Below are 23,753 nucleotides of genomic sequence, written 5' to 3'. Positions count from 1 at the left end.
CTTCTATCCTCCCAAAGTCGGCGTCGGCGCCGCGGCCTTGATCGCCTCGATATCGGCCTTGTAGCGCGCCGTCATCCGCGCCGCGGTTTCGGCATCGAACCTGATCTTCTCGGACTTGGAAAACCGCTCGAACGGCAGCAGGACGTAGCGGCGCCCGATATGCTGGATCGACTTCCGCGACCCCGCCGACCAGCCTATTCTCGCCGCAATCCCGTTCCAGCGGCGGTAGGCATTCACCATGCCCCTGCCGATCGACATGTTCTTGTTGGGCGGCGAGCGCCCTGCCTCGCCGAGTGCCGTCATGATCTCGGGAAAGGCCCGGCTAAACAGACCGTGCGCATCCTTGACCAGATCGGCATGGTCATAGATTTCGACACGCTCGACACCGAAATGCTTGCGCAGCGAGGCAACGGCCGGCGCCCATGTCGCTTTTTCGAGGTTGTAGGCACGGACGAACTTCTCGAACTCCATGTCATTGCCCATCCTGACCTGCTGGACATACCAGGAGGGCAGGAAGCCGGCGAAATCGCGGATGAAGTAGCGCACTTCCACATCATAGCCTTCAAGCGCTTCGGCCATCAGCCGCGCCGATTCCTCCGCTTTCGGCAGAAAGGTCTTGTTGCCCTTGACTGCGGGCTTTCCAAGCAGGCCTTCATTCGAAATGATCAGCGTGTGCACACTGTTCTGCTCGAACAACGTTTCGATCAGCTTGCGGACCTGCTTGATCTCCTTCTTCCGCCCGCCCTCGCCCTTGAGGTTGGACAGCATGATGCGGATGTCGTCCGCCTCGCGCTTCTTTCTGGAAACGGCGGGGAAATAGAAGCCGGCCTTCAGCATGCGCTCGCGGTTGTCATAGAGCAGGTGCTGGAAGCTGGTGGAGCCCGTCTTCGGCGCGCCACAGTGGATAATGATCTTTCGGGCCATCGTTCGTCCATTGGAAATCCCGCGGAGGATTGACATTTGCCGAGCCTCGGCGTCAAGCCAAAAGCATGCCCGGCTTCCTATCGCACTTGAAGTGCGGAGCCGGCTTGGGCAATGTGCCCGCGCATTCAAATCGAGCCCGCCTTGCCTGAAATCACCCTTTATCTCCTCACCCTTCTCTTCCTCGCGGCCTTCCTCGCCGGCTTCGTCGATGCGATCGCCGGCGGCGGCGGCATGATCTCGGTGCCGGCCATGCTGCTGGCCGGCTTCTCGCCGATCGAGACGCTCGGCACCAACAAGCTGCAATCGCTGTTCGGCTCGGGCTCCGCGACGCTCGCCTATGCGCGGGCCGGCCATGTGAATGTCAGGTCGCAATTACCGATGGCGCTGATGTCGACGCTGGGTGGGGCGCTTGGTGCCGCCTTGACCACATTTGTGCCGGGCGACGTGCTGAGGGCGCTGATGCCGATTCTGTTGATCGCCATCGCTCTCTATTTCCTGCTCAAGCCCAATATCAGCGATGTCGATCAGCACCAGAAGATGACACCATTTCTCTTCGGCCTGACACTGGTGCCCCTCATCGGCTTCTACGACGGCATCTTCGGCCCCGGCACCGGCTCGTTCTTCATGCTCGCCTTCGTCACTCTGATCGGCTTCGGCCTGCTGAAGGCAACCGCGCATACCAAGATGCTGAATTTCGCATCGAATATCGGGGCGTTCGCGGTCTTTGCGTTTTCGGGCGTCATCCTCTGGAAAGCGGGTCTGGTCATGGGCATCGGCCAGTTCCTGGGCGCCCAGGCCGGCTCTCGGCTCGCCATGAAAAGCGGTGCGAAGATCATCCGCCCCCTGCTCGTCACCGCCTGTATCGCGCTGGCGATCCGGCTGCTCGCCGATCCATCCAACCCTGTGCGTAGCTGGATTGGCGTGTAAGGCGGGTGGATTGGCGTCCAGAGCGTTTCAAGGCCAGCCCCGCGCCAGCCGCCTGTGGTCATGTCCGGCTTCTTGGATAGGAGCACGCTATGGCCACCACCAATCTGGGTCTCGGGGATCACTGGGACCAGTTCGTCACCAAGCAGGTCGCAAGCGGCCGTTACGATACGGCCAACGAGGTCATTCGCGAGGCGCTGCGCGCGCTCGAAGCCCGTGAGGCGAAGCTTGCCACGTTGATCGCCCACCTCGAAGCGGGTGACGCTATGGACATCGAGGGATTCGAGAGTGACCTGTCGATCGAGCAACTGATCGAAGAGCTCGATGCCGAACTCGATTCCGGCACGCCAGACAAGGTCAGACATTGATTACGCCTTCGCGCCCGCCTGATCTGGCCGGCGCACCAGCTTTCAATGATCCGCCTCGCAATGGCTGTGATCGCTCAGCACCTCGATGATCCGGCAATCGGCGGCAATGCCCGAACGGTGACCCTCCAGCATCCGCTCCAACTCGCTTTTCAGTCGCGTCAGCCGCGCGATGCGACGCTCGACATCGGCGAGCCGGTCGGCCGCGATCCGGTCGGCGCCGTGGCACGGCTTTTCGGGATGGTCCGAGAGATCGATCAGGCTGCGGATCGCATCGAGCGAAAAGCCCATCTCGCGCGCATGGGCAATGAAACCCAGCCTGTCACGCGCTTTGGCCGAGTAACGCCGCTGCCCACCGCCGGTGCGCGGTGCCAAGGGCATCAGCCCGATATCCTCGTAATAGCGGATGGTCGGCACCTTGACGCCGGTCGCGCCGGCCAGTTCACCGATCGAAAATTCCTTCATGCCAAAACCTCCAGTCTCTGGAGATATGATGGGCATGTGCATTCGGAATTTCAATGACCATCGGACCGATCGACATTCAGCTCAGGCCGAGTCGAAAAGGGTGGTTTTCGAGAACCGGAGCGGAGCGTACTTAAGGTACGCGAGCACCGGCAGCGCAGAAAATCGCCATTTGCAGACCGGCATCAGCTGAATGGCGATCGGTCCTAGAATTCGACGCCCTTCTGGCCCTTGATGCCCGACCGGAACGGATGCTTGATCAATTCCATCTCGGTCACCAGGTCGGCGATCTCGATCAACTCGTCCTTGGCGTTGCGGCCCGTCATCACGACATGGCACATCGGCGGCTTTTCGTTCTGGAGAAATGCGATCACCTCCGCCACGTCGAGATAATCGTATCTTAGCGCGATATTGATCTCATCGAGCAACACCATGCTCTTCTCGCCGGATGAGATGAGTTCCTTGGCCTTGGCCCAGGCTGCCTGCGCCGCCGCCACGTCGCGGGCGCGGTCCTGCGTCTCCCAGGTGAAGCCCTCGCCCATTGTATGGAATTCGCAGAGATCGGCGAAATGCCGGTCGATCAGGTCGCGCTCGCCGGTCTCCATCGCGCCCTTGATGAACTGCACGACCGCGCAGGGCATGCCATGCGCGATATGCCGGAAGATCATCCCGAAGCCGGCTGTCGACTTGCCCTTGCCCTTGCCGGTATTGACGATGATCAGACCCTTCTCGCCGACCTTGGTCGCCATGATCTTGTCGCGCGCGGCCTTCTTCTTGGCCATCTTCTCGGCATGGCGGGCACCGTCATGGACGACGGTCTCGGTGGTTTCCTCGGTCAATTGCGTCGTTTCTTTCCAACGTTATCATAATGGAAGCGGCAGGCGAGTATGTGAAGTACCTGCTCGGGATTGCGGCCCTGAACCGAATACACAAATCTATGCTCAGCCGTTAGTCGCCTCGACCAAAGCCCTGACAACTCACCTCTCAACGGTTCTGGTTTGCCGATGCCAATGAAAGGTGTTCGCAGGCACTCCTTGATCATCAGGTTGATTTTATCGACGATAGCTAGGTCATTTTCCTGCCAATAAGCGTAGTCCGACCACGACTTCTCCGTCCACTGGATCAACTTCATTTATCAAGATCCGCCGGATCCATCTCAATGATCTGTCCTGCATTCATCTGTGCGATAGACTCGCGCAAATGGGCTGCGTTCACCGGATTCGAAAGCAAATGCAGCGTCTCCGCCATGCTCGCATATTCGTCTTCCGACATGATGACCACGGCCTTGCGCTTGCTGCGCGTCACGAACAATGGCGCGCCGCTATCTTCCATCGCATCCAGATGAGCCGCGAGATTCTGGCGAAAATCCGAAACGTTGACATAGGCCATGGCCATTCTCCTTTGTACGTGAATATGTACAAGCTTCAGGGCAATTTTTCAAGTCCCGCCGACGCCATCTCCCCCAGCCCGAAACGGGCGGAGTTGGATTTCGGCTTCCACATGCCGCGATCGATCGCATCGAGGAATCGCTTCGCGATGTCCCTCAGTGCCGCCTCGTTCTTCTCCTCGATGAACCCCCGCACTGCGTCGTCCATCAGGAACGCCTGGTAAGCCGCTTCGAAATGATGATCCTTCACCGCGCCCGTCGTTGCCGCGAAGGCGAACATGAAATCCACCGTCGCGGCGATCTCGGCCGCACCCTTGTAGCCATGCCGCATGACACCTGCGATCCACTTGGGATTGACCACGCGGCCGCGCATGACGCGCGAGATTTCCTCGTCGAGCGACCGCACGACCGGCTTTTCCGGCCGCGAATGGTCGTTGTGATAGATCGCCGGCCTATTGCCGGAGAGATGTTCGGCGGCGGCAGCCATGCCGCCTTCGAACTGGTAGTAGTCGTCGGAATCAAGCAGGTCGTGCTCGCGATTGTCCTGGTTCTGCACCACGGCCTGGATCGTCTTCATCCGCTCGGCAAAGAGTTCGCGCGCGGCCTCGCCCTCTTCCTGCGTGCCATAGGCATAGCCGCCCCAGTCGAGGAAACTTGTCGCCAGCTCAGCGCGATCGTCCCAGAGGTTCTCGTCCATCAGAGCCTGCAGGCCCGCGCCATACGTCCCCCGCTTCGAACCGAAGATTCGGTGGCCGGCCTGGCGTGTACCCGATATCTCCGCCTCACGCACCATCCGCGCGGCGATTGGGTTGTCGCCCTCGTCCTCGTCAAGCGCGCCGATCGCCCGCACCGCCCGATCGAACAGCGCGATCTGCTCGGGAAAGGCATCACGGAAGAAGCCCGATATTCTCAGCGTCACATCGACGCGGGGGCGGCCGAGCACCGCCATCGGAATGATCTCGTATCCGGTCACCCGCGCCGAACCCATGTCCCAGACCGGCTTGGCGCCGATCAGCGCGAGCGCCTGGGCAATGTCGTCGCCGCCAGTGCGCATGTTGGATGTGCCCCAGGCGGTGATGCCCATCGATGTCGGCCAGTCCCCGTGATCCTGCACATAGCGGGTGACGAGTAATTCGGCGGACTTGCGTCCGAGCTCCCAGGCGGTCGGCGTCGGGACCGAGCGGGTATCGACGGAATAGAAATTCCTGCCGGTCGGCAGCACATCCGGCCGGCCGCGCGTCGGCGCGCCGGAGGGGCCGGGTGCCACGAAGCGTCCCGAGAGGCCGGTCATCAGGGCGTCGATTTCGGCCGGACCGCAAGCCAAGATGGAGGGTTTGAGACGGGTTTCGATCTCATCCATGACCAACTGAGTCTGGAGCCAGTTCGACGGGCACTCAATGTCGCCGCAAACCAGATTTGCCGCCAGCATTTCGATCCGCTCGACGGTGTCGGCATTGGTGCGCCAGAGGCCATCGAAAAGTCCGGCCAGAACGTCTAGCTTCGGTCCGGTCCATAGTGCGGCCATCTCGCAATCGAGAGGGTCGAATGTGTATCCACCCAACAAATCCCCCGCAATCGCCCGCTGCAAGCTCTGCCCGGCCCCCTCGCCGCTCCCGCGCGGCGAACGCGCCAGAGCCACGGTGAGGTCCGTCAGCAATCGCCCCTCCGGCGACACGCCGAACACATGCAGCCCGTCCCTGATCTGCATCTCCTTCAGGTCGCAAAGCCAGGCATCGAGCTTCTGCAGCGCCATGTCCTCGTCGAGACCCGAAATGCCGACGTCCTGACCAAGTCCGGTATCGCCGGCAAGGTCGAGGATCTGCTTCTTGAGCAGCCTCAGCCGCCGTGGATCGGTACCCTGCGCCTGGTAATATTCATCCACGAGGGCCTCAAGATCCTTGAGATAACCGTAGCTCTCCGCCCGCGTCAGCGGCGGCGTCAGGTGGTCGATGATCACGGCTGAGGAGCGCCGCTTGGCCTGCGTCCCCTCGCCCGGATCGTTGACGATGAAGGGATAGAGGTGCGGGGTCGCGCCAAACACCGCCTCGGGATAGCAGGCCTCCGATAGCGCCATCGCCTTTCCCGGCAGCCACTCCATATTGCCGTGCTTGCCCATATGGATCACGGCATCGGCGCGGAACTCGCGCCGCAGGAAGGCATAGAAGGCGAGATAGCCATGCGGCGGCACGAGGTCGGCCGAATGGTACGTTTCCTTCGGATCGATATTATAGCCGCGCGCCGGCTGGATACCGGTCATGACATTGCCGAAACGTGCCAACGGCAGCGCGAACGCGCCATCGAGAAAGAAAGGATCGCTCTCCGGCGCACCCCAGCGGCTCGTCACCTCATCCTGAATCAGAGCGGGAAGCGTTGCGAAGAAGGTCTTGTAATGACTGAGCGAAAACGTCTCGCGGATCACCCGGCCGTCGGTCGCCGCATTGGTCGGTCCGGCCATCAGATGTGCGATCAGTGCATCGCCATCGGCTGGCAATTCGCCGGTTACATAGCCGGCCTCCCGCATGGCCTTCAGCACCTCGACCGAACCGGCCGGCGTATCGAGGCCCACGCCATTGCCGAGCCGGCCATCCCGGTTCGGGTAATTGGCGAGGATCAGCGCGATGTGCTTGTCGGCACTTTCGAGATGGCGAAGCCGCGCCCACGCCGCCGCCAGATCGGCAACGAAATCCACCCTGTCAGGCAGCGCCTCGGGCGTAACGATATTGACTTGCGCTTGTTCATCGAAACTCGCCGCACGCTTGAATGACACCGCCCGCGCCAGCACCCGCCCATCGACCTCCGGCAGCGCGACATTCATGGCCAGGTCGCGGGCCGAAAGCCCCATGCTGGAGCCCTCCCAGCTTTCCCTCGATGAACCCGAGAAGATCACTTGCAGCACCTGGGCGCCGGTCTCGTCCAGCACCGTTCCGGTTTTCTCGGCGCCAGGCGAGACGACGGCGAAGCTCGTCGAGTTGAGCACGACAGCGGGCGAGAAGCGCGCGAAGAGTTCACGGATCATGTTTGCCGAAAATGCGTCTTTCAGGCTGGAAACGAAGATCGGCAATACGCGAAGGCTACGCTTCGCCAGCGCCTCGATCAACGCCTCGACGGGCTGGGTCTGCCCGCTCTGGACCAGTGCGCGGTAGAAGGTGATGACGGCGAGCGGAGCGGTCTTGGCACCCCCCTCTGTCCTGCCGGACATCTCCCCCACAAGGGGGGAGAATGGATGGAGCGCGAACCGTGCCTCTTCCTCCAAGCTGGTACCTGTAGACTCGTCGGTCAATGAGACGCGGGACGATCCCCACGAGTCAATCTTCCCCCTTGAGGGGGAGATGTCCGGCAGGACAGAGGGGGGTGAAGCCACACGTTCCCACGCATCGACATCAATCACACCCCTGCCCGGCCACCAAATCCCCGCCTTGGCAAGCGTCTCGGCCTTCTCCGGCCTGTCACCACCCGAAACCAGCGCCTCGGCCATCCCGGCAAACCGCGACATGTTCGTCTCGCCGCCCTCGACCAGATAGGACCACAACCGCGCGCAGTCCTCGCCTGCCACCGTCGACCAGGGATCGAGCCCGGCATCCGGCCGATCGTCACCCGGTAGCGCCGCGAACTTGAAACCATGTGCCTTCGCAGCAGCCGTCAGCGCTTCGATCAGATAGGAAAAATAGCTCACGCCACCGAGTGCCCGCAACACCACAAGCTTGGCATGCCGGGCGGTCTTGTCGATCCACATGTCGATCGACATCGGATGCTTGAGGCTCGCCAGATTGACCAGCCGCCAGCTCGGCCCGCCTTTGTTGGCGAAGGCCGCAACGCTGGCAATTTCGGTATCGGCGGCAGATAGAAACAGGATATCGCCCGGCGACTGGCCAAGGTCGAACGCCTCGTCGCCTTCGGAAATCGAACCCTTCTGGGCAAGAAGTAGATGCATCAGCTGCCGTCCTGAATAGTACTCGGCCTACTATGCCACGACAGCGAGCGGAGCGGCAAACTCAACCCAGCGCCTTGATATCCCGCATTATAGCCTCGTCGTCCATCTCGTCATGCAGGCCGATCACCACCAGCCGCGTGCCGCGCTTCTCGCTTGCCGTCCATGGCCGGTCGAAATAGGTGTCGATGCGCGAGCCGACCGCCTGGATCACCAGCCGCATCGGCTTGCCCTTCACCTCGGCAAAGCCCTTGAGCCGCAGGATATCGTGGCGGTCGATCACCGGCTTGAGTGCGTCCACGAAGGCATTGGCATCGTCAAGTGCGCCGAGTTCGACGATGAAGCTCTCGAACTCGTCATGATCGTGGTCGTGCGGCGCGCCTTCATGCTCAAGTTCGTGATGCGACTTGCGCAGATCGATATGATCCTCTGTGCCGACGCCAAGGCCGAGCAAAACCGAAGCCGGCAGGTCGCCGTTGCGCGCCTCGATCATCCGCGGCTTGCGGGATATGGCGTTGGAGACAATATCGCGGACGGACTGCAGGCCCGCCGCGTCGAGCAGGTCGGCCTTGTTCAGCACGATCAGGTCGGCGGCGGTCAACTGGTCCTCGAACAGTTCCTCAATCGGGCTTTCGTGGTCGAGGCCCTGGTCCTCGACCCGCTGGGCATCGAGCGCATCGTGATCGTCCGCGAAGCGGCCGGCAGCGACGGCGGCGCTATCGACCACCGTCACGACCCCATCGACCGTTACGGCCGTCTTGATCCCCGGCCAGTTGAAGGCAGCGACCAGCGGCTGTGGCAGCGCAAGACCCGATGTCTCGATGATGATGTGGTCGGGCCGGACCTTGCGCGCCAGCAGCTTTTCCATCGTCGGAATGAAGTCGTCAGCAACCGTGCAGCAGATGCAGCCATTGTTGAGCTCGATGATATCGTCCTCGGTGCAGGCTTCCGCGCCGCAGCCCTTCAGCACGTCGCCATCGACGCCGAGATCACCGAATTCATTGATGATCAGCGCGATCTTCTTGCCATTGGCATTCATCAGCATGTTGCGGATCATCGTCGTCTTGCCCGCGCCGAGAAAGCCGGTGATCACCGTGGCCGGTATCTTCTGCATTGCTTCAACCCTTCATCTTGAGCGGCAGACCGGCCGCCACGAAATACACTTCGGCGGCAGCGGCCGCGATCGATTGGTGGAGCCGTCCGGCATGATCGCGGAATTCCCGCGCCATGCGGTTGTCAGGCACGATGCCGAGCCCCACCTCGTTGGAAACCAGAACGAGCTTCGCCTTGGCCCTCGGTATGAAATCCGCCAGCCGGGCGAATTCCCCGGCCATATCTAGCTCTTCCATCATCAGGTTGGTGACCCAGAGCGTCAGGCAGTCGACCAGGATCACGTTGCCGGGATCATCGAGCGCTTCGAGCCGCTCGACCAGCGCCAAGGGCTCCTCATGCGTCCGCCAGCCTTCGCCGCGATCGGACCTGTGTTTCGCGATGCGCTCGCGCATCTCGTCGTCCCAGGCCCGGCCGGTGGCGATGTAATGGCGTGAAAGGCCGGTCTCCGCGACCAGCCTTTCCGCAAAAGCCGATTTGCCGGATCGCGCCCCGCCCAGCACCAGGACGGCACTGCTCGGGGCGTTCATGGTCAGGCCGTCTTCAGCCAGCGATCGTTGATCGCGCCCATGAACAGGCCAAGCACGACCCAGAAGAACAGGCCCGCCGAGAGCGTCGCGACGGCGAATTCAGCCGCGAGGATCGCAGGGACATTGCTGCTGATATCGGTCGGCTGTGGCGCGCCGACGACGTGCGGTAACGCCAGCATCCCGATGCCCGCGACCTTGGCCCAGACTTCCTTGCGCAGAACCAGAAGATAGAGCGCGACGGCCGTGGCGACCACCGTACCGACCCACCATAGCTGGCGATCGAAGAGCTCAGCGGCCGGAAAGCCCGGAAGCTCTGGCGGCAGGCCGATCGAGGGCATCAGATGGAAGGTGAGCCATGCGGCCGAACCCCACAGAACGCCATTGCCGAGTGTGATGACCCTACCGGTGAGGAAGATCACCGCCATCAGGATCAGTGCAAAGCCGGCGCCCGACACCAGGTTTGCCATCAGCGTGCCGGTGATCCGGTTGACGCCGAACAGCATGCCGCCCTCTTCCTCTGCACCAGCCGCAGCCGTTGCTTCGTGCTCATGAGCATAGGCCTTGCTGACCAGCGTGAGATTCAGGCCGGTCGTATGGTCATGTTTCTCGGCGGGCGCGTTTTCGTATTTCTCCGCCTCGAGAATCAGCGGAACGACCTTCGCCTGCTGCGCCACCGTCTGGAGCGCACCAGCCAGCAGTCCGGCCACAAGCGCAGCCAGAAGATATTTGACGATCATTTTGATGGCCCTTTAGTGGCAGGGAAAGCCGTTGGCATGGCGAACGTCGTGTGCGGTGTCATGCAACACGGACGAATGCGCAAAGCCGGCGCCGAAGATCAGGAACGAGCCGAGAAGCAGGGCGAGCACGCCCGCGACGAGACGATCCGAAACCGGGATGGCCGAAACCGAAGTAGACCGGGTAGAAACTGCAGAATGCGCCATAACAACCTCCGTGCTGCTGGCAAGAATAAGCCTTTTTGGCGCGAATGCGCCCGTGTTGTCTGGCAGGTCTCCTGGCTCACGGGTCCAGGCCCATGCTTGAGCATGAGCCAACGCATCTTCCTCGCCTTCCCGAAGGTTTTGCCTTTGCGCGTGGGGGACAATTCGTAGATGGGAGGCGTCCCGCCCCGTGTTGCCGCATTGGCCCTTCAGTGGCTTTGAAGCACTCTCTCCGCCATCCGCCCCGGCACTATTGCCTTGGTCACGTCAGGCTTTGAAAACACCCCTGGAATTTGCTTGTCCGCTCTACAGTCGCGGGGTCGGCCGGGATGAAAACGCCCTGATTGGGTCCATTCTTCCCATTCCCTTTTGATCCCTTGGGCTTATGCCCGCTGGGAACCAAACAGGCTGGAATCTAGAGGGTCCACGGACCCAAGTCAATCGGCATATCGACATCTGCCTGTCGCGAATACGCCAGGCGCCCAAAATGAAAACGGGGCGCCGAAGCGCCCCGTTCAAAGCTAGTATTAATGCCGCTCAGCAACGGCGCCGCTTGCGGCAGCCGCCATTGAACCTGATCTTGACCTTTACGCGGTTGTTGTACCGAGCCCTGTTGCGGAAGGGCTTGACCACGACCACCGCGGCTGGGCGCCTGACCACATAGCGCGGCCGGACCACAACCCATTCGGTACGCGGGCGCACGCGGCGGATCACCACCGGAGCAGCGGTCGCCAGCCAGGTCGCATAGGACGCGGCCGAAGCAACGCGGATCGCGTCGATCTGGTCTTCCGAGAGATAGCCGGTCACCGGCGCGCCGTTGTCCTGCTGCCAGGAGGCGATGGCATCACGGGTGCGCGGACCGAAGGCGCCGTCGGTACCCAGCGTGTCGTAGCCGAGCGCGCTCAGGCGGCCCTGCAACTCGTGGCGCTGCTCGCGGTCGAGCACAGAGGCTTCGATGTCCTCGGAACCTTCGGTATACTGGGCCTGCTGCTGGTTCTGGTCTTGGTTCTGATCCTGCGCCTGGTCCGGCTGCTGGGTGAGCCCACCCTGCTTCTTCGCCATGCTGTTCTGCCGATCGGCGGCCGCCGAATCGTCATCCTGCGTGTTGTCCAGGTTGGCCGTGTCCTGCGCCTGATCGTCTGCCGGCTGGGACTGGTCGTCCTCGGCGGCCTGATCGTCGGGCTGCTGCTTGTTGTTCTTGCGGTTGCCGGCGACATTGGCCTTGTTGGTCGCATCGTTCTGCGTGTCGTCGCCCTCGGCAATCGTCGGATCGGGCTGTTCGGCGGCCGTCAGTTGCACGACGCGGGCCTGGGCGATGGCCGCGAACTTGCCGTTCGGATAGGTCCGGAGATAGGCTTCGTATTCGGTCACCGTGTTGCCGTCCGAGGCGGCCTTCCACAGCGCGTATTCCTGTTCCCAATCTGCGCCGGCAGCGGGCTTCTCTTCCGTCTGCGCGGTCTCTGTCGCGGCGTTGTCGTCCCCAGCATCGGTCTGGGCCTGGTCCTGGGCGACCGGCTGGGTGTCCGCCTGGTCCTGTACCTCGGCCTGCTGGTCGTCGGCCTGGACGTCCTGCGCGGGCTCGACCTTCTTGGAGGCGACCTCGACGGACTCTTCGGCCGGCGCATTGGTCTTGGCAACGAGGTTCTCGATACGGGTCTTGGCGACCTTGGCGAACTTGCCGTTCGGGAATTGCTTCAGGTATTTCTCGTAGTCCGCCTGCTTGCCTGTCTTGGAGACCTGGCGCCACAGTTCGACATCCTTGGCCGCATCGGCGGTCGATTGCGCATTGTCGGCGGGTACGTTCTTGGAGGCGTCGTTGACAGCTGCGGTCTCGTCGGCCGGGACAGCCGTCTGGGTCGCGGCATTCAGCTCTTCAATCCGGCGCTTGGCGACATTGGCGAACTTGCCGTTGGGATAGACGCGGAGATATTTCTGATAGTCAGCCGGCTTGCCGCCCTTGTTGGAGGTGCGCCACAGCTCGAATTCCTTCTGCCAGCCCGAATCGCCCGGCGCTTCCGCCGCGGGAGCACTCTGCGCATACGCGACCGAGATCTCGATCGGCGAAATAGCAACTGAAAACGTGACGACGGATGCCATCAGGATATTGATGTGTTTGGGCAAATTCATTTCTTCCCCCGTTTGCCTGAAATCTTTGTTTCAGCTCCACTATGTCAAGATATTCTAATCATAGCGCGGCTGAAAATAGAAAGCACGATAAAAGACGTACGCGACGCCTGTTCATCCTATGCACGGTTGGTGCGGTCCATTTATTCGAAACTTTATTGTCGGCAACATGAACTGTTGCTGAACATCTCGTTTCAACGGGCCATCAGCGCGTCGAGCCAGTGCGGATCGAGATGCCGCTCAAGCTCGGCGGCGACGCCGTCCAATGCATCGTCGACGGACGTCCGGTAATCCGACTGTCCGCCCTCGATCCCGAAGCTCGCCAGAAGCCGCGCGCGAAAACCATCGCTGTCGAACAGGCGGTGCAGATAGGTCCCCGCGATCCTGCCATCGACGGACATCGCTCCATCGGCCCGGCCCTCGATCTCGACATAGGGCCTGACATGATCCGGACCCTGTGTTTCGCCGAGATGGATTTCGTAGCCTGAAAGCGCCGTCTCGAACGGTATCGACCGCGCCGAGGAATTCGCGAGCCGCTTTTCGGGCGCCATCACGGTCTCGACATCGAGCAGGCCGAGTCCCTCGATCTCCGCAACACTGCCTTCGATCCCGAGCGGATCGCGCACGGTGCGCCCGAGCATCTGGTAGCCGCCGCAAATGCCGATCACGCGTCCGCCGCGCCGCGCATGCGCCAAGATGTCCTTGTCCCAACCTTCGGCCTTGAGCGAGATGAGGTCCGAGATCGTTGCCTTCGAACCGGCCAGCACCACCAGCCCCGCGTCTGCGGGCATCCGCTCGCCGGGCCTGACGAAAACGAGTTCGACCGAAGGCTCCGACCGCAGCGCGTCGAAATCGTCGAAATTGGCGATCCTCGGCGTGACCGGCACGGCGACTTTCAGCGCCCTCGCCTCGCCCTTCGCCAGCCGTTCGAGCGTGACAGAATCCTCGGCCGGCAGCCGTCCCGCATCCCGGAGCCAGGGGATGACGCCGAAACAGGGCCAGCCGGTAAAGCGCTCGATCGCACTGATGCCGTCATCGAAGAGCGTCACGTCGCCACGGAACTTGTTGATCAGATAGCCCGATATCATCGCACGGTCCTCGGGCGGCAGGATCAGGTGGGTGCCGGCGATTGATGCGATCACCCCGCCCCGGTCTATGTCGCCCACCAGCACGACCGGCACCCCGGCCGCGCGGGCAAACCCCATGTTGGCGATGTCGCCCGGTCGCAGATTGATCTCGGCAGGCGAACCGGCGCCCTCGACGATGACGAGATCGGCGCCAGCCGTGACTGTCTCATAGCTTTCGAGCACCCGGCCGAGCAGTTCCGGCTTCAGCCTCTGGTAATCGCGCGCCTTCGCCTGGCCGTAGACATGGCCTTGGACGACGATCTGGCTGCCATTGTCGGTTTGCGGCTTGAGCAATACAGGGTTCATATGGACCGAACTCGGCACCCGCGCGGCCATGGCCTGCAGCCATTGCGCCCGGCCGATCTCGCCGCCGTCGTCGCTGACCGCGGCGTTGTTCGACATGTTCTGCGGCTTGAACGGCCGCACCTTGAGGCCGCGATTGGCGGCAAGCCTGCAGAGGCCGGCGACAAGCACGGTCTTGCCCACATCCGATCCGGTTCCCTGCAGCATGATCGCCCTGGTCATCACATTCTCCTTGGCCCGCACTGCAAATGCCATCGCGCGGCGCCGCGCGCAAGCCGCCTTTCGCAGGGCTGTCCGCGACTATTAAATTTCGCCGGCTAAATTTAATAGTGCCCAAATGATTGCTTTAGAACCTGCTGAATTGTACAATTCTCTTCACGACCGGCGGGGGTCGAATCTTGATTCGCGGTGAAACCGCCGGCAAACGATGCCGGGGTTCACATGCGAAAAATTTCCATGATGCTCATGCCTCTGATGATGATCGCAGCGCCGCTCGCCGCGCAGCCGGTCTCTCCACACGAAAAGGTCTCCGAGATCTACAAGATCCTAGAACTCTGCCCCAGCCTGAAGATCAACCGGAAGGCACTGGACAGGTTCGCCATGCTCAACGGCATCGATCTCACGCCGGGCTCGCGCGACGAGCGCTGGTTTGTCCGGCGCGCCGCTTACGACATCCGCAAGATCAGACAACGCAACAATGCGTTCATATGCTCGCTCGGGATCACGAAATACGGCCCGGAGGGCGGCGTCGCCAAAGGGATGATGCTGACCAATTGAAGTTTGCCCGGCGCGACAAACGCCATCTCGCCATTGACGGTGGGCGACATGACCAGAAACACGGTCTGAAAATTAGGCTCCGGTACGCAATACCTGATCCGGAGACGGAGGGCTTTTGGCCTCCCGTGAGGAGACAATTAGCCCACACATCGTTACCGGATCGTTATCGGGGTCGAATTATGGGCGCATTTAAAATTTTTTTTGGGGCTAGGCCAAAAAAAATGCAGTCGTAATCCGACGACGCACATTGAACAGAAAGTGTCAAAGCTCGGCCATGACAGGTGTTTGGTTTTTTGCCGCAACCCCGTTTTCCGCCGCTTATGCGCTATGAGCACAAAGAATGCACAACCTGTAGTACACATCCGCCGAGGGCGTTTACCTGCCAAATGTCATCTATTGCCCACCGATCTGGCATTCGCCCGGCAAGGGGGTGTTGATTTCTCTGAGATAAGCCGTAAGTTCCATTCAGCAACATAAAAGCACGTGGTGACAGGGTTCCACGACGTGCGCGAAAAACAAGAATTGCATCGGGGGTCGGTCGGCTCCCGCCTGGATGAACTTGGACCCGTCAAAGAAAAAAATCAGGGAACGAGCCAAGCTCCGCCAGGCACCATGACAAGGCCCCGGCACGTATCATGCCATGCGCGCCGGCCATTGGGGAAAACTGGGAAATACGGACGCTTGCAATACTGGATAGTGCTCAATCCGTTCGGGAACGCCGTGGCGTCCCGTCTTCTTGACCCTCAGCTTTGTTATGACCGGCCAGCGCTTAACCACGCCGGCAGCGACACTATTTGTTTTGTTGACGCCGTCCGGGGATCATGAAATCTTCGATTTAAGCTCAGGGGAACAAGCTTGAGCACCGTCTTGACTAGGTAAAAACAGGGAGACTGAAATGAGTGAATTTGAACATAAATTGCGCGAAGCCGAACGGCGCGTGCGCAGTGGCCACATGACCCGCCGCGACTTCATGCAGTTCGCTGCTGCGGCAGGTATCGCCATTCCGCTGGCGTCCACCATGTTCTCGAAGGCCGAGGCGCAGGAACCCAAGAAGGGCGGCACTTTCCGCCTCGGCATGGAAGGCGGCTCAGCATCTGACTCGCTCGACCCGACGACCTATTCCGACTCCGTCATGATCGCGGCATCGCTCTGCATCATGAACAACCTCGTCGAATTCGACGCCGACGGCAACCCGACCGGCGAACTGTTCGAAACCTGGGACGTCCAGCCGGGCGCGCAGGATTGGGTCTTCAATGTCCGCCAGGGCATCAAGTTCTCGAACGGCAAGACGCTCGACGCCGACGACATCATCTACTCGATCGGCCTGCACCGCGGCGACAAGACGAAGTCCCCGGCCAAGGGCAATCTCGAGCAGATCGCCGAAATGAAGGCACTGTCGCCGACCCAGGTCGGCATCACGCTGAAATCCGGTAACGCCGACTTCCCGGCGATCCTCGGCGACTACCATCTCGTCATCGTTCCGAAGGATCACACCGACTGGGATATGCCGATCGGCACCGGCGCCTACACGCTCGAAAGCTTCGAGCCGGGTGTCCGCCTCGTCTTCAAGAACCGCGGCGACTACTGGAAGCCCGGCCGCGGCAACTTCGACACCGTCGAAATCCTCAACATCCAGGACCCGGCAGCACGTACCGCCGCTCTCCAGTCCGGCCAGGTCGATGCGGTCAACCGTCTCGATGCGCGTACCGTCGACCTTCTGATGAAGGATCCGAACCTCGCGATCGTCCGCACCAAGGGCACCGGCAACCGCTTCTGCTTCGTGTCCCGCGTCACCATGGATCCCTTCACCAACAAGGATCTGCGCCTTGCTCTCAAGTGGGGTATCGACCGCGAGAAGATCATCAAGCAGGTCTATAGCGGCTACGCAACGCCGGGCAACGACCATACGCTCGACGCGCTGAACCCCTACTACAACACCGAAATGCCGCAGCGTAAGTACGATCCGGACAAGGCTGCCTTCCACTTCAAGAAGGCAGGCCTCGCGCCCGGCACCAAGATCGAACTGCAGACGTCGGAAGGCGCCTGGGGCTCGGCTGTCGATTGCGCCCAGATCTACCAGGAATCGATCAAGGCAGCGGGCATCGACCTCGCCGTCAACAAGGTTTCCGGCGACGGTTACTGGGACAATGTCTGGCTGAAGGTTCCCTTCTGCGCCGTTTATTGGGGCCGCCGCCTGACCGCCGACGTCTATTTCACGGAAGTGTTCGGCTCCGGTTCGTCGTGGAACGACTCCGATTGGCGCGTTCCGGAATTCGATGCGCTGGTCGCCGAGGCCCGTATCGAACTCGACGATGCAAAGCGCAAGGAAATCTACTTCAAGTGCCAGGAAATGATCGCCGAAGACGGCGGCCAGATCTGCTTTGCGATCACCGACTACCTCGACGGCTACTCGCCGAAGGTCGCCGGCGTCAAGCAGCATGCCCGCTACGACCTCGACGACAACCGCGTGGCCGAGAAGGCCTGGTTCGCTTGATAGCTTGAAACAGGGACAGGCCGGTTCGCCGGCCTGTCCTGCCTTGAGCCTGCCCGACGGCGATCGATGGGGATGACTGAACTCGGCCCGCCAGACAGACTTCGAGGCGACTAGTGCAAAGACCCGACAATAAAAAAAGGGGACGGCTCGATGCTGCGTCTGCTGGTATCCCGGATCATTCTGGGATTGTTAACTCTCATTGCGGTGAGCATACTCATCTTCGCCGCCACTGAAATTCTGCCAGGTGACGTGGCAAGTGCGGTTCTCGGTCAGGGTGCAACCCCTGAAACGCTTGCAGCCTTCCGCTTGGAACTCGGTCTCGACCGTCCAGCCTATCTGCGCTATCTCGATTGGGCCTGGGGAGTGCTGCATGGCGACCTCGGCGCTTCCCTGACGAACAAGCGCCCTATCCTCAAGACAATCAGTCCAAAGTTCATCAACACGATGTTCCTGGCGGGTTTTGCCGCTGTCATCGCGGTGCCGTTGTCGGTCGGCCTCGGCATTCTGGCGGCAATCAACGAAGGCAAATGGCCTGACAAGGTCTCCAACATCGTCTCGCTGGCCTTTATCTCCGTGCCCGAGTTCTTCATCGCTTATCTCTTGATCCTCATCTTTGCGGTCAAGCTTGCCTGGTTTCCGTCGCTGGCGACGGTCTATAACACGATGGGCTTCACCGAACGGCTCTATGTGGCGGCGCTTCCCGCTGTCACATTGACCATGCTGGTGGCTGCTCACATGCTCCGCATGACGCGATCGTCGGTATTGTCCATCATGTCGCAGCCCTATATCGAAATGGCATTTCTCAAGGGCTTGCCCCGCACACGCGTTATCGTCCACCACGCACTGCCCAATGCCGCCGCCCCGATCATCGCCGTTATCGCACTCAACCTCGCCTACCTCATCGTTGGCGTGGTGGTCATCGAGGTGGTGTTCGTCTATCCCGGCATCGGCCAATTCATGATCGACGGCGTGACCAAGCGCGACCTGCCTGTGGTCCAGGCTTGCGGTCTGGTCTTCGCCTCCGCCTTCATCATCCTCAACACCATCGCGGACATATTGAGTATCCTTGTCAATCCGCGACTGCGCAGACCGAAGTGAGGGGGAGATCGAGATGAAGATTTTCGGACGCAAACCAACGATCACCGCCTGGATAGGCATCGTCATCATCGCGATATTCATCGTCATCGCGATCTTCGCGCCCTGGCTCGCGCCCTATGGCGAGGCACAGACCGTCGGCGACACCTGGGCGCCGGCTTCGGCCCAGTTCTGGTTCGGAACCGACAATATCGGCCGCGACATGCTCTCGCGCCTGATGTACGGCGCCCGCATGACCATCGGCGTCGCACTGATGACGACGATCCTGTCCTTCATCATCGGCACGATCGCCGGCCTGTTCGCTTCGATCGGCGGACCGGTGATCGACCAGGTCATGTCGCGCTTCGTCGATATCATGCTGTCGATCCCGCAGCTGGTCTTCGCGCTGATCATCCTGTCGATGTTCGGCTCCTCGATCCCGACGCTGGTGCTGACCATCGCCATCCTCGACTCGACCCGCGTCTTTCGCCTGGCGCGCGCCGTCTCGATGAACATCGTCGTGCTTGAATATGTCGAAGCCGCACGCCTCCGCGGCGAAGGCAACTGGTACATCATGCGCCGGGAGATCCTGCCGAACATGCTGCCGCCGATGATCTCGGAATTCGGCCTCCGGTTCTGCTTCAACTTCCTGTTCGTGGCGGGCCTTTCGTTCCTCGGCCTCGGCATCCAGCCGCCCTTCGCGGATTGGGGCGGCATGGTGCGCGAGAGCGGACGAGCCATCTCCTTCGGCCTTGCGGCTCCGCTCTGGCCGGCGATGATGATCGCCCTCATGACAATCGGCGTCAATCTCGTCGTCGACTGGATCCTGTCCATCAATGCCCGTCCGTCGGGCGCTTCGGCGGAGATGTAAGAGACATGGCTGACTCCATACTGAAGCTCGTCGACCTCCGGGTCGAGACCGTCAACGGCCTTGTCCTCGTCGACAACGTCTCGCTCGAACTCAAGCGCGGCGAAGTCGTCGGCCTGATCGGAGAATCCGGTGCGGGCAAGTCCACCATCGGGCTCTCATCGATGGTCTATGCACGCGCCGGCTGCCGCATCACCGGCGGCCGGGTCGAGATCGACGGCGTCAACGTCCGCGATCTTTCGCCCGATGGCCGCCGCGACATGCGCGGCCAGCGCATCGCCTATATCGCGCAATCCGCCGCCGCCTCCTTCAATCCGGCCCATACGATCATGCAGCAGGTCTGCGAAATGCCGATCGAGCATGGCCTCATGAAGAAGGACGAGGCGGAAAAGGCCGCCGTCGAGCTGTTCCGCTCGCTCGGCCTGCCCAATCCCGAAACCTTCGGCGACCGTTATCCGCACCAGGTCTCCGGCGGCCAGCTGCAGCGCGCGATGACCGCCATGGCGATCTCCTGCCGGCCCGACATCCTGGTCTTCGACGAGCCGACCACTGCGCTCGACGTGACGACCCAGATCGAAGTGCTGGCGCTGATCAAGAGGCTGATCCAGGAACTCAACACCGCGGCGCTCTACATCACCCATGACCTCGCCGTCGTCGCCCAGGTGACCGACCGCATCATGGTGCTGCGCGGCGGCAAGATGATCGAGCTCGACACAACCGAGAACATCCTCAACAAGCCGGAAAATGCTTATACCCAGGCGCTGGTCTCCGAACGCAAGGCGGCCGATCACTTCGGCGACATCATCGAGGACAATCGCGGCGAGACCGTGCTCAAAGTCGACAATGTCGTCGGCATGTACGGCGATTTCACCGTGCTGAAGAACGTATCGATCAACGTGGCCAAGGGCGAAACGGTCGCCGTCGTCGGCGAGTCCGGTTCGGGCAAGAGTTCGCTCGCGCGCCTCGTCGTCGGCCTGCTGCCGAGGGCGTCGGGTTCGGTCAAGTTCGACGGCAAGGAATTATCGACGAGGACCAAGGACCGCTCCAAGGACGACCTGCGCAAGATCCAGCTCATCTACCAGCTGCCCGACGTGGCGCTCAATCCGCGCCAGACGATCGGCGAGATCATCGGCCGGCCCTACGCCTTCTACTTCAACAAGTCGCAAGCGGAAGTGAATGCCCGGGTGGCCGAGCTTCTGCGCCAGGTCGGACTGCCCGAGGATTATGCCGGACGCCTGTCGACTGCGCTTTCGGGTGGCCAGAAGCAGCGCATCTGCATTGCACGAGCGCTGGCCGCCAATCCGGAGCTGATCATCTGCGACGAGCCGACATCGGCGCTGGACCAGCTGGTCGCCGAGGATATCCTCAAGCTCCTGAAGAAGCTGCAGGACGACCTCGGCCTCGCCTATCTGTTCATCACCCACGACCTCGGCATCGTCCGCCGCATCGCCCACCGCACGGCGGTCATGCTGCGCGGCGAAGTGGTGGCGGAAGGCCCGACCGAACAGATCTTCAACCCGCCTTTCCACCCCTATACGGAAAAGCTGATTTCCTCGGTTCCCGAGATGCGCACCGACTGGCTTACCGACGTGCTGGCCAAGCGCAAGATCGTGTAAGGTCGAAGCAGTATCGAACATCGAAGCCGCGCTATTCGCGCGGCTTTTTTGTTGTGTTAAGCTCAGACCATGACCTTCGAAGACCTCACCAAAATCCTGCTCACCTGGCCGCTGGTCGAGGCTTCGACGTCCTACGGCACGCCCTCCTTCAAGGTGAAGGGCAAGTTGCTGACCCGTCTCCGTGAAGACGGCGATTCCCTGCTCATCAAGGGCGTCGGGCCGGATGAGCGCGACATGCTCTGCGAAGCCTTTCCGGATCTCTACTATTTCACCGACCACTACCGCGACTATCCGATGGTGCTGATCCGCCTCTCCCGCGCCGATGCCGATACCGTCACCGGAATGCTCGATCGTACCTATCAGGCGCTGCTGCCGAAGAAGCGTGGGCCACGGCTTGACACCCCTCGCCCGGCCTGAAAAGTTCCGCGCGAAACGACGGGAGACGACATCATGAAATCGAGACAATTCAGCCGCACCCCCTGGTCGGTATCCGAAATCGGCTTCGGCGCCTGGGCCATCGGCGGTTCCTGGGGCGATGTCAGCGAGGCCGATGCCAAGGGCGCAGTCCACGCCGCGCTCGACGCCGGCATGACATTCATCGACACGGCCGACGTCTATGGCGACGGTCGGTCCGAACGAATCATCCGCGATGTGTTGAAGGATCGCGGTGGCACCCGCCCGATGGTCGCCACCAAGGCCGGCCGCCGCCTGCCCAGCCAAGTCGTCGAGGGTTACACGAAGGAAAATCTCGAAGGCTGGATCGACCGTTCGCTGACCAATCTCGGCGTCGAGACCCTCGACCTGCTACAGCTCCATTGCCCGCCGACCGATGTCTATTACCGTCCAGACATCTTCGACATGCTCGAGGACCTCGTCGCGCGCGGAAAAATCCGCTTCTATGGCGTTTCGGTCGAAAAGGTTGAGGAAGGCCTCAAGGCACTCGAATATCCCAACCTCGTCTCGGTCCAGGTCATCTACAACATCTTCCGCCAGCGCCCCGCTGACCTGTTCTTTGCCCAGGCCAAGGCGAAGAACGTCGCCACCATCATCCGCGTGCCGCTCTCCTCGGGCATGCTATCAGGCAAGATGAAGCCCGACAGCCAGTTCGCCAAGGACGACCACCGCGCCTTCAACCGCCACGGCGAAGCCTTCGACATGGGCGAGACCTTCTCCGGCGTCCCCTACGAGATCGGCCTCGAAGCCGTCGAACGCCTCCGCCCGCTGGTTCCAGGCGGCGCCACCATGGCCCAGTTCGCGCTCCGCTGGATTCTGATGCAGGACGCCGTCACCGTCATCATCCCCGGCGCCAAGAACAAACAACAGGCCGAGGACAATGCGGCATCGTCAAACTTGGCACCCCTGCCGGCGGATGGGATGAGTGAGGTCCGCAAGATCTACGAGGACCTGATCAAGGTGCATGTGCATCAACGCTGGTGAGGCGCCTTATTCATCTGCTTACCCCTCACCAACTTCGGCCAAGCGATCGGCTTCGCCTCTCGCGGCCTTCGTATCCTCTCCCGCAAGGGGAGAGGTAAAGTCTCGGCGCCGATCCGCCTTTTCCGCAACGTCGAGTTTGTGGCGAGGACGGCGCCGCAGGTTTTACTTCTCCCCTTGCGGGAGAGGATAGCAAGTCCGCGTGAGCCGAAGCCGATCGCATGGACGCGCTTGGTGAGGGGTTCAGCCAAGCGTGCAACTGTCCCTGCCATCACCATAAATCCGTGCTAACCTTTCGTAAGACAACCAAAGTCGCGAGGTTCACATGACCTACGAGCTATACTACTGGGACGGCATGCAGGGCCGCGGCGAGTTCGTCCGGCTGGCGCTGGAGGATGCCGGCGCCGATTACATCGACGTCGCACGCGAACCCGATCGCGGCACCAAAGAAATGATCAAGCTCATGAAGAGCACATCGGAGCCGCACATCCCCCTCGCCCCGCCCTTCCTGAAAGATGGCGACCTGATCATCTCGCACGTGGCCAACATCCTCTTCTACCTCGGCCCGAAGCTCGGACTGGCGCCTGCGGGCGAGCCGCTCCGCTGGTTCGCCAACGGCCTGCAACTCACCATCACCGACTTCGTCGCCGAGGCGCATGACACACACCATCCGATCGCAATATCCAAATATTTCGAGGAGCAGAAGCCGGAAGCCGAAGCCCGCACGTCGGAATTCCTCAAGAACCGCGTCCCCAAATTCCTCGGCTATTTCGAACGCGTTTTGCAGCAGAACCCTGATGGCAGCGGCCATGTCGTCGGCAATGGCATTACCTATGTCGATCTTTCGCTGTTCCAGGTGATGGAAGGCCTCGCTTACGCCTTCCCCAAGGCCATGAAGCACTATGCCGGGCACTATCCTGGCCTCGAAAAACTTCGGGACAAGGTAAAAGTCCGGCCCAACATCGCGGATTATCTCGCCTCTCCTCGCCGGGCAGGCTTCAACGAGCACTGCGTTTTCCGCCATTATCCCGAACTCGACATCGCGCTATAATCGCTGTTCCTTTACCCGGGAGAAGAGATATGGCTGGCAAGCAGGAAGCGGTTCAGGTCCGTGTTACGGGTCGCGTGCAAGGCGTCGGCTTCCGCGACTGGACGGCCCGCGAGGCGAGGCATCTCGGGCTGGCTGGATGGGTGCGCAACGAGCGGGATGGCAGTGTCACCGCCTTGTTGGTCGGCCCCGACGAGGCGGTCGCGGCGATGATCGAACGGCTGTGGAAAGGCCCAAGGCTCGCATCGGTGTCCGACGTGACGTCGCAAGCCGTTTCCATCGCGGAAATGCCCACCGGCTTTCGCATCACAGGCTGAATG

23 protein-coding genes and 1 riboswitch are annotated in these 23,753 nt (G+C 61.4%); of the genes, 11 read left to right on the top strand and 12 right to left on the bottom strand.

Going from position 1 to position 23,753, the window contains the following annotated elements; translation table 11 throughout:
* Positions 1-3: 3 nt before the first annotated feature.
* The gene (locus ACSQ26_RS07870; RefSeq protein WP_436007915.1) at positions 4-924 is read right to left on the bottom strand and encodes a hypothetical protein; all 921 of its coding nucleotides are present in this window, start codon (positions 922-924) and stop codon (positions 4-6) included.
* 141 nt (positions 925-1,065) lie between these two features.
* Here ACSQ26_RS07870 and ACSQ26_RS07865 point away from each other — a divergent pair, with 141 nt between their 5' ends.
* On the top strand, positions 1,066-1,851 hold the full coding sequence (locus ACSQ26_RS07865; protein WP_436007913.1) for a TSUP family transporter: 786 nt from the start codon (positions 1,066-1,068) through the stop codon (positions 1,849-1,851).
* A gap of 89 nt (positions 1,852-1,940) precedes the next feature.
* Positions 1,941-2,216: a type II toxin-antitoxin system ParD family antitoxin gene (locus ACSQ26_RS07860; protein WP_436007911.1), complete on the top strand. Its 276-nt coding sequence runs from the start codon at positions 1,941-1,943 to the stop codon at positions 2,214-2,216.
* A gap of 42 nt (positions 2,217-2,258) precedes the next feature.
* Here ACSQ26_RS07860 and ACSQ26_RS07855 read toward each other — a convergent pair whose 3' ends face one another.
* The 11 genes from ACSQ26_RS07855 to ACSQ26_RS07805 all read right to left on the bottom strand — a co-directional run bounded on the left by ACSQ26_RS07855 (position 2,259) and on the right by ACSQ26_RS07805 (position 14,344).
* On the bottom strand, positions 2,259-2,678 hold the full coding sequence (locus tag ACSQ26_RS07855; protein ID WP_436007909.1) for a MerR family transcriptional regulator: 420 nt from the start codon (positions 2,676-2,678) through the stop codon (positions 2,259-2,261).
* A 203-nt stretch (positions 2,679-2,881) separates the two neighbouring features.
* Positions 2,882-3,514 carry a cob(I)yrinic acid a,c-diamide adenosyltransferase gene (gene cobO, locus ACSQ26_RS07850; protein ID WP_436007907.1) on the bottom strand — a complete coding sequence of 211 codons (633 nt, stop codon included), beginning with the start codon at positions 3,512-3,514 and terminating at the stop codon, positions 2,882-2,884.
* Entirely contained in the window at positions 3,511-3,807 is a 297-nt protein-coding gene (locus ACSQ26_RS07845) for a Txe/YoeB family addiction module toxin (protein ID WP_436007905.1), read from the bottom strand. The genes cobO and ACSQ26_RS07845 overlap by 4 nt, the downstream gene beginning before the upstream one ends.
* Positions 3,804-4,064, bottom strand: coding sequence for a type II toxin-antitoxin system Phd/YefM family antitoxin (locus ACSQ26_RS07840; RefSeq protein WP_436007903.1), 261 nt, complete (start codon positions 4,062-4,064; stop codon positions 3,804-3,806). Before ACSQ26_RS07840 ends, ACSQ26_RS07845 begins: the two co-directional genes overlap by 4 nt.
* A 35-nt stretch (positions 4,065-4,099) precedes the next feature.
* Positions 4,100-7,993, bottom strand: a complete 3,894-nt coding sequence (gene cobN, locus ACSQ26_RS07835; RefSeq protein ID WP_436007901.1) for a cobaltochelatase subunit CobN — start codon at positions 7,991-7,993, stop codon at positions 4,100-4,102.
* Positions 7,994-8,054: 61 nt separating this feature from the next.
* Positions 8,055-9,104, bottom strand: a complete 1,050-nt coding sequence (gene cobW, locus ACSQ26_RS07830) for a cobalamin biosynthesis protein CobW (RefSeq protein WP_436007899.1) — start codon at positions 9,102-9,104, stop codon at positions 8,055-8,057.
* Between the two features lie 4 nt (positions 9,105-9,108).
* Complete coding sequence (cobU, locus tag ACSQ26_RS07825; protein ID WP_436007897.1) at positions 9,109-9,630, bottom strand: bifunctional adenosylcobinamide kinase/adenosylcobinamide-phosphate guanylyltransferase; 522 nt, start codon at positions 9,628-9,630, stop codon at positions 9,109-9,111.
* A gap of 2 nt (positions 9,631-9,632) precedes the next feature.
* Positions 9,633-10,367, bottom strand: coding sequence for a CbtA family protein (locus ACSQ26_RS07820; protein ID WP_436007895.1), 735 nt, complete (start codon positions 10,365-10,367; stop codon positions 9,633-9,635).
* 12 nt (positions 10,368-10,379) lie between these two features.
* Positions 10,380-10,571 carry a CbtB domain-containing protein gene (locus ACSQ26_RS07815; RefSeq protein WP_436007893.1) on the bottom strand — a complete coding sequence of 64 codons (192 nt, stop codon included), beginning with the start codon at positions 10,569-10,571 and terminating at the stop codon, positions 10,380-10,382.
* A gap of 44 nt (positions 10,572-10,615) precedes the next feature.
* A riboswitch (cobalamin riboswitch) is annotated at positions 10,616-10,987 on the bottom strand.
* 118 nt (positions 10,988-11,105) lie between these two features.
* The gene (locus ACSQ26_RS07810) at positions 11,106-12,695 is read right to left on the bottom strand and encodes a peptidoglycan-binding protein (protein WP_436007891.1); all 1,590 of its coding nucleotides are present in this window, start codon (positions 12,693-12,695) and stop codon (positions 11,106-11,108) included.
* Positions 12,696-12,886: 191 nt separating this feature from the next.
* Positions 12,887-14,344 carry a cobyric acid synthase gene (locus tag ACSQ26_RS07805; protein ID WP_436007889.1) on the bottom strand — a complete coding sequence of 486 codons (1,458 nt, stop codon included), beginning with the start codon at positions 14,342-14,344 and terminating at the stop codon, positions 12,887-12,889.
* A 234-nt stretch (positions 14,345-14,578) separates the two neighbouring features.
* On the opposite strand from ACSQ26_RS07805, the gene ACSQ26_RS07800 reads away from it, so the two are divergent.
* The 9 genes from ACSQ26_RS07800 (at position 14,579) to ACSQ26_RS07760 (ending at position 23,750) form a co-directional block, all read left to right on the top strand.
* Positions 14,579-14,899, top strand: coding sequence for a hypothetical protein (locus tag ACSQ26_RS07800; RefSeq protein ID WP_436007887.1), 321 nt, complete (start codon positions 14,579-14,581; stop codon positions 14,897-14,899).
* Between the two features lie 895 nt (positions 14,900-15,794).
* The gene (locus tag ACSQ26_RS07795; RefSeq protein WP_436007885.1) at positions 15,795-17,393 is read left to right on the top strand and encodes an ABC transporter substrate-binding protein; all 1,599 of its coding nucleotides are present in this window, start codon (positions 15,795-15,797) and stop codon (positions 17,391-17,393) included.
* Positions 17,394-17,543: 150 nt separating this feature from the next.
* Positions 17,544-18,491 (top strand): ABC transporter permease, encoded by a 948-nt coding sequence (locus tag ACSQ26_RS07790; protein WP_436007883.1) that lies wholly within the window; start codon positions 17,544-17,546, stop codon positions 18,489-18,491.
* 13 nt (positions 18,492-18,504) lie between these two features.
* On the top strand, positions 18,505-19,338 hold the full coding sequence (locus ACSQ26_RS07785; RefSeq protein ID WP_436007881.1) for an ABC transporter permease: 834 nt from the start codon (positions 18,505-18,507) through the stop codon (positions 19,336-19,338).
* A 5-nt stretch (positions 19,339-19,343) separates the two neighbouring features.
* The gene (locus tag ACSQ26_RS07780) at positions 19,344-20,951 is read left to right on the top strand and encodes an ABC transporter ATP-binding protein (RefSeq protein ID WP_436007879.1); all 1,608 of its coding nucleotides are present in this window, start codon (positions 19,344-19,346) and stop codon (positions 20,949-20,951) included.
* Positions 20,952-21,020: 69 nt separating this feature from the next.
* Positions 21,021-21,368, top strand: coding sequence for an MmcQ/YjbR family DNA-binding protein (locus ACSQ26_RS07775; RefSeq protein ID WP_436007877.1), 348 nt, complete (start codon positions 21,021-21,023; stop codon positions 21,366-21,368).
* Positions 21,369-21,401: 33 nt separating this feature from the next.
* The gene (locus ACSQ26_RS07770) at positions 21,402-22,388 is read left to right on the top strand and encodes an aldo/keto reductase (protein WP_436007875.1); all 987 of its coding nucleotides are present in this window, start codon (positions 21,402-21,404) and stop codon (positions 22,386-22,388) included.
* A gap of 322 nt (positions 22,389-22,710) precedes the next feature.
* On the top strand, positions 22,711-23,436 hold the full coding sequence (locus tag ACSQ26_RS07765) for a glutathione S-transferase (RefSeq protein ID WP_436007873.1): 726 nt from the start codon (positions 22,711-22,713) through the stop codon (positions 23,434-23,436).
* Between the two features lie 29 nt (positions 23,437-23,465).
* On the top strand, positions 23,466-23,750 hold the full coding sequence (locus tag ACSQ26_RS07760) for an acylphosphatase (protein ID WP_436007871.1): 285 nt from the start codon (positions 23,466-23,468) through the stop codon (positions 23,748-23,750).
* Positions 23,751-23,753: the final 3 nt, after the last annotated feature.

Source organism: Rhizobium sp. LjRoot254 (assembly GCF_964254105.1).
Lineage (GTDB): Bacteria > Pseudomonadota > Alphaproteobacteria > Rhizobiales > Rhizobiaceae > Rhizobium_E.
Note: the sequence above shows the minus strand (reverse complement) of the source record. Positions and strands in the feature narration are given on the sequence as shown.

What these genes read in the sequence shown, in the direction of transcription:
- cobU (WP_436007897.1), bottom strand. Translation starts at nt 9,630, where the DNA reads ATGAACGCCCCGAGCAGTGCCGTCCTGGTGCTGGGCGGGGCGCGATCC.
- ACSQ26_RS07770 (WP_436007875.1), top strand. Translation starts at nt 21,402, where the DNA reads ATGAAATCGAGACAATTCAGCCGCACCCCCTGGTCGGTATCCGAAATC.
- ACSQ26_RS07810 (WP_436007891.1), bottom strand. Translation starts at nt 12,695, where the DNA reads ATGAATTTGCCCAAACACATCAATATCCTGATGGCATCCGTCGTCACG.
- ACSQ26_RS07860 (WP_436007911.1), top strand. Translation starts at nt 1,941, where the DNA reads ATGGCCACCACCAATCTGGGTCTCGGGGATCACTGGGACCAGTTCGTC.
- ACSQ26_RS07800 (WP_436007887.1), top strand. Translation starts at nt 14,579, where the DNA reads ATGATGCTCATGCCTCTGATGATGATCGCAGCGCCGCTCGCCGCGCAG.
- ACSQ26_RS07780 (WP_436007879.1), top strand. Translation starts at nt 19,344, where the DNA reads ATGGCTGACTCCATACTGAAGCTCGTCGACCTCCGGGTCGAGACCGTC.
- ACSQ26_RS07785 (WP_436007881.1), top strand. Translation starts at nt 18,505, where the DNA reads ATGAAGATTTTCGGACGCAAACCAACGATCACCGCCTGGATAGGCATC.
- ACSQ26_RS07845 (WP_436007905.1), bottom strand. Translation starts at nt 3,807, where the DNA reads ATGAAGTTGATCCAGTGGACGGAGAAGTCGTGGTCGGACTACGCTTAT.
- ACSQ26_RS07840 (WP_436007903.1), bottom strand. Translation starts at nt 4,064, where the DNA reads ATGGCCTATGTCAACGTTTCGGATTTTCGCCAGAATCTCGCGGCTCAT.
- ACSQ26_RS07855 (WP_436007909.1), bottom strand. Translation starts at nt 2,678, where the DNA reads ATGAAGGAATTTTCGATCGGTGAACTGGCCGGCGCGACCGGCGTCAAG.
- ACSQ26_RS07790 (WP_436007883.1), top strand. Translation starts at nt 17,544, where the DNA reads ATGCTGCGTCTGCTGGTATCCCGGATCATTCTGGGATTGTTAACTCTC.
- ACSQ26_RS07765 (WP_436007873.1), top strand. Translation starts at nt 22,711, where the DNA reads ATGACCTACGAGCTATACTACTGGGACGGCATGCAGGGCCGCGGCGAG.
- ACSQ26_RS07760 (WP_436007871.1), top strand. Translation starts at nt 23,466, where the DNA reads ATGGCTGGCAAGCAGGAAGCGGTTCAGGTCCGTGTTACGGGTCGCGTG.
- ACSQ26_RS07870 (WP_436007915.1), bottom strand. Translation starts at nt 924, where the DNA reads ATGGCCCGAAAGATCATTATCCACTGTGGCGCGCCGAAGACGGGCTCC.
- ACSQ26_RS07820 (WP_436007895.1), bottom strand. Translation starts at nt 10,367, where the DNA reads ATGATCGTCAAATATCTTCTGGCTGCGCTTGTGGCCGGACTGCTGGCT.
- ACSQ26_RS07805 (WP_436007889.1), bottom strand. Translation starts at nt 14,344, where the DNA reads ATGACCAGGGCGATCATGCTGCAGGGAACCGGATCGGATGTGGGCAAG.
- ACSQ26_RS07795 (WP_436007885.1), top strand. Translation starts at nt 15,795, where the DNA reads ATGAGTGAATTTGAACATAAATTGCGCGAAGCCGAACGGCGCGTGCGC.
- ACSQ26_RS07815 (WP_436007893.1), bottom strand. Translation starts at nt 10,571, where the DNA reads ATGGCGCATTCTGCAGTTTCTACCCGGTCTACTTCGGTTTCGGCCATC.
- ACSQ26_RS07775 (WP_436007877.1), top strand. Translation starts at nt 21,021, where the DNA reads ATGACCTTCGAAGACCTCACCAAAATCCTGCTCACCTGGCCGCTGGTC.
- cobN (WP_436007901.1), bottom strand. Translation starts at nt 7,993, where the DNA reads ATGCATCTACTTCTTGCCCAGAAGGGTTCGATTTCCGAAGGCGACGAG.
- cobW (WP_436007899.1), bottom strand. Translation starts at nt 9,104, where the DNA reads ATGCAGAAGATACCGGCCACGGTGATCACCGGCTTTCTCGGCGCGGGC.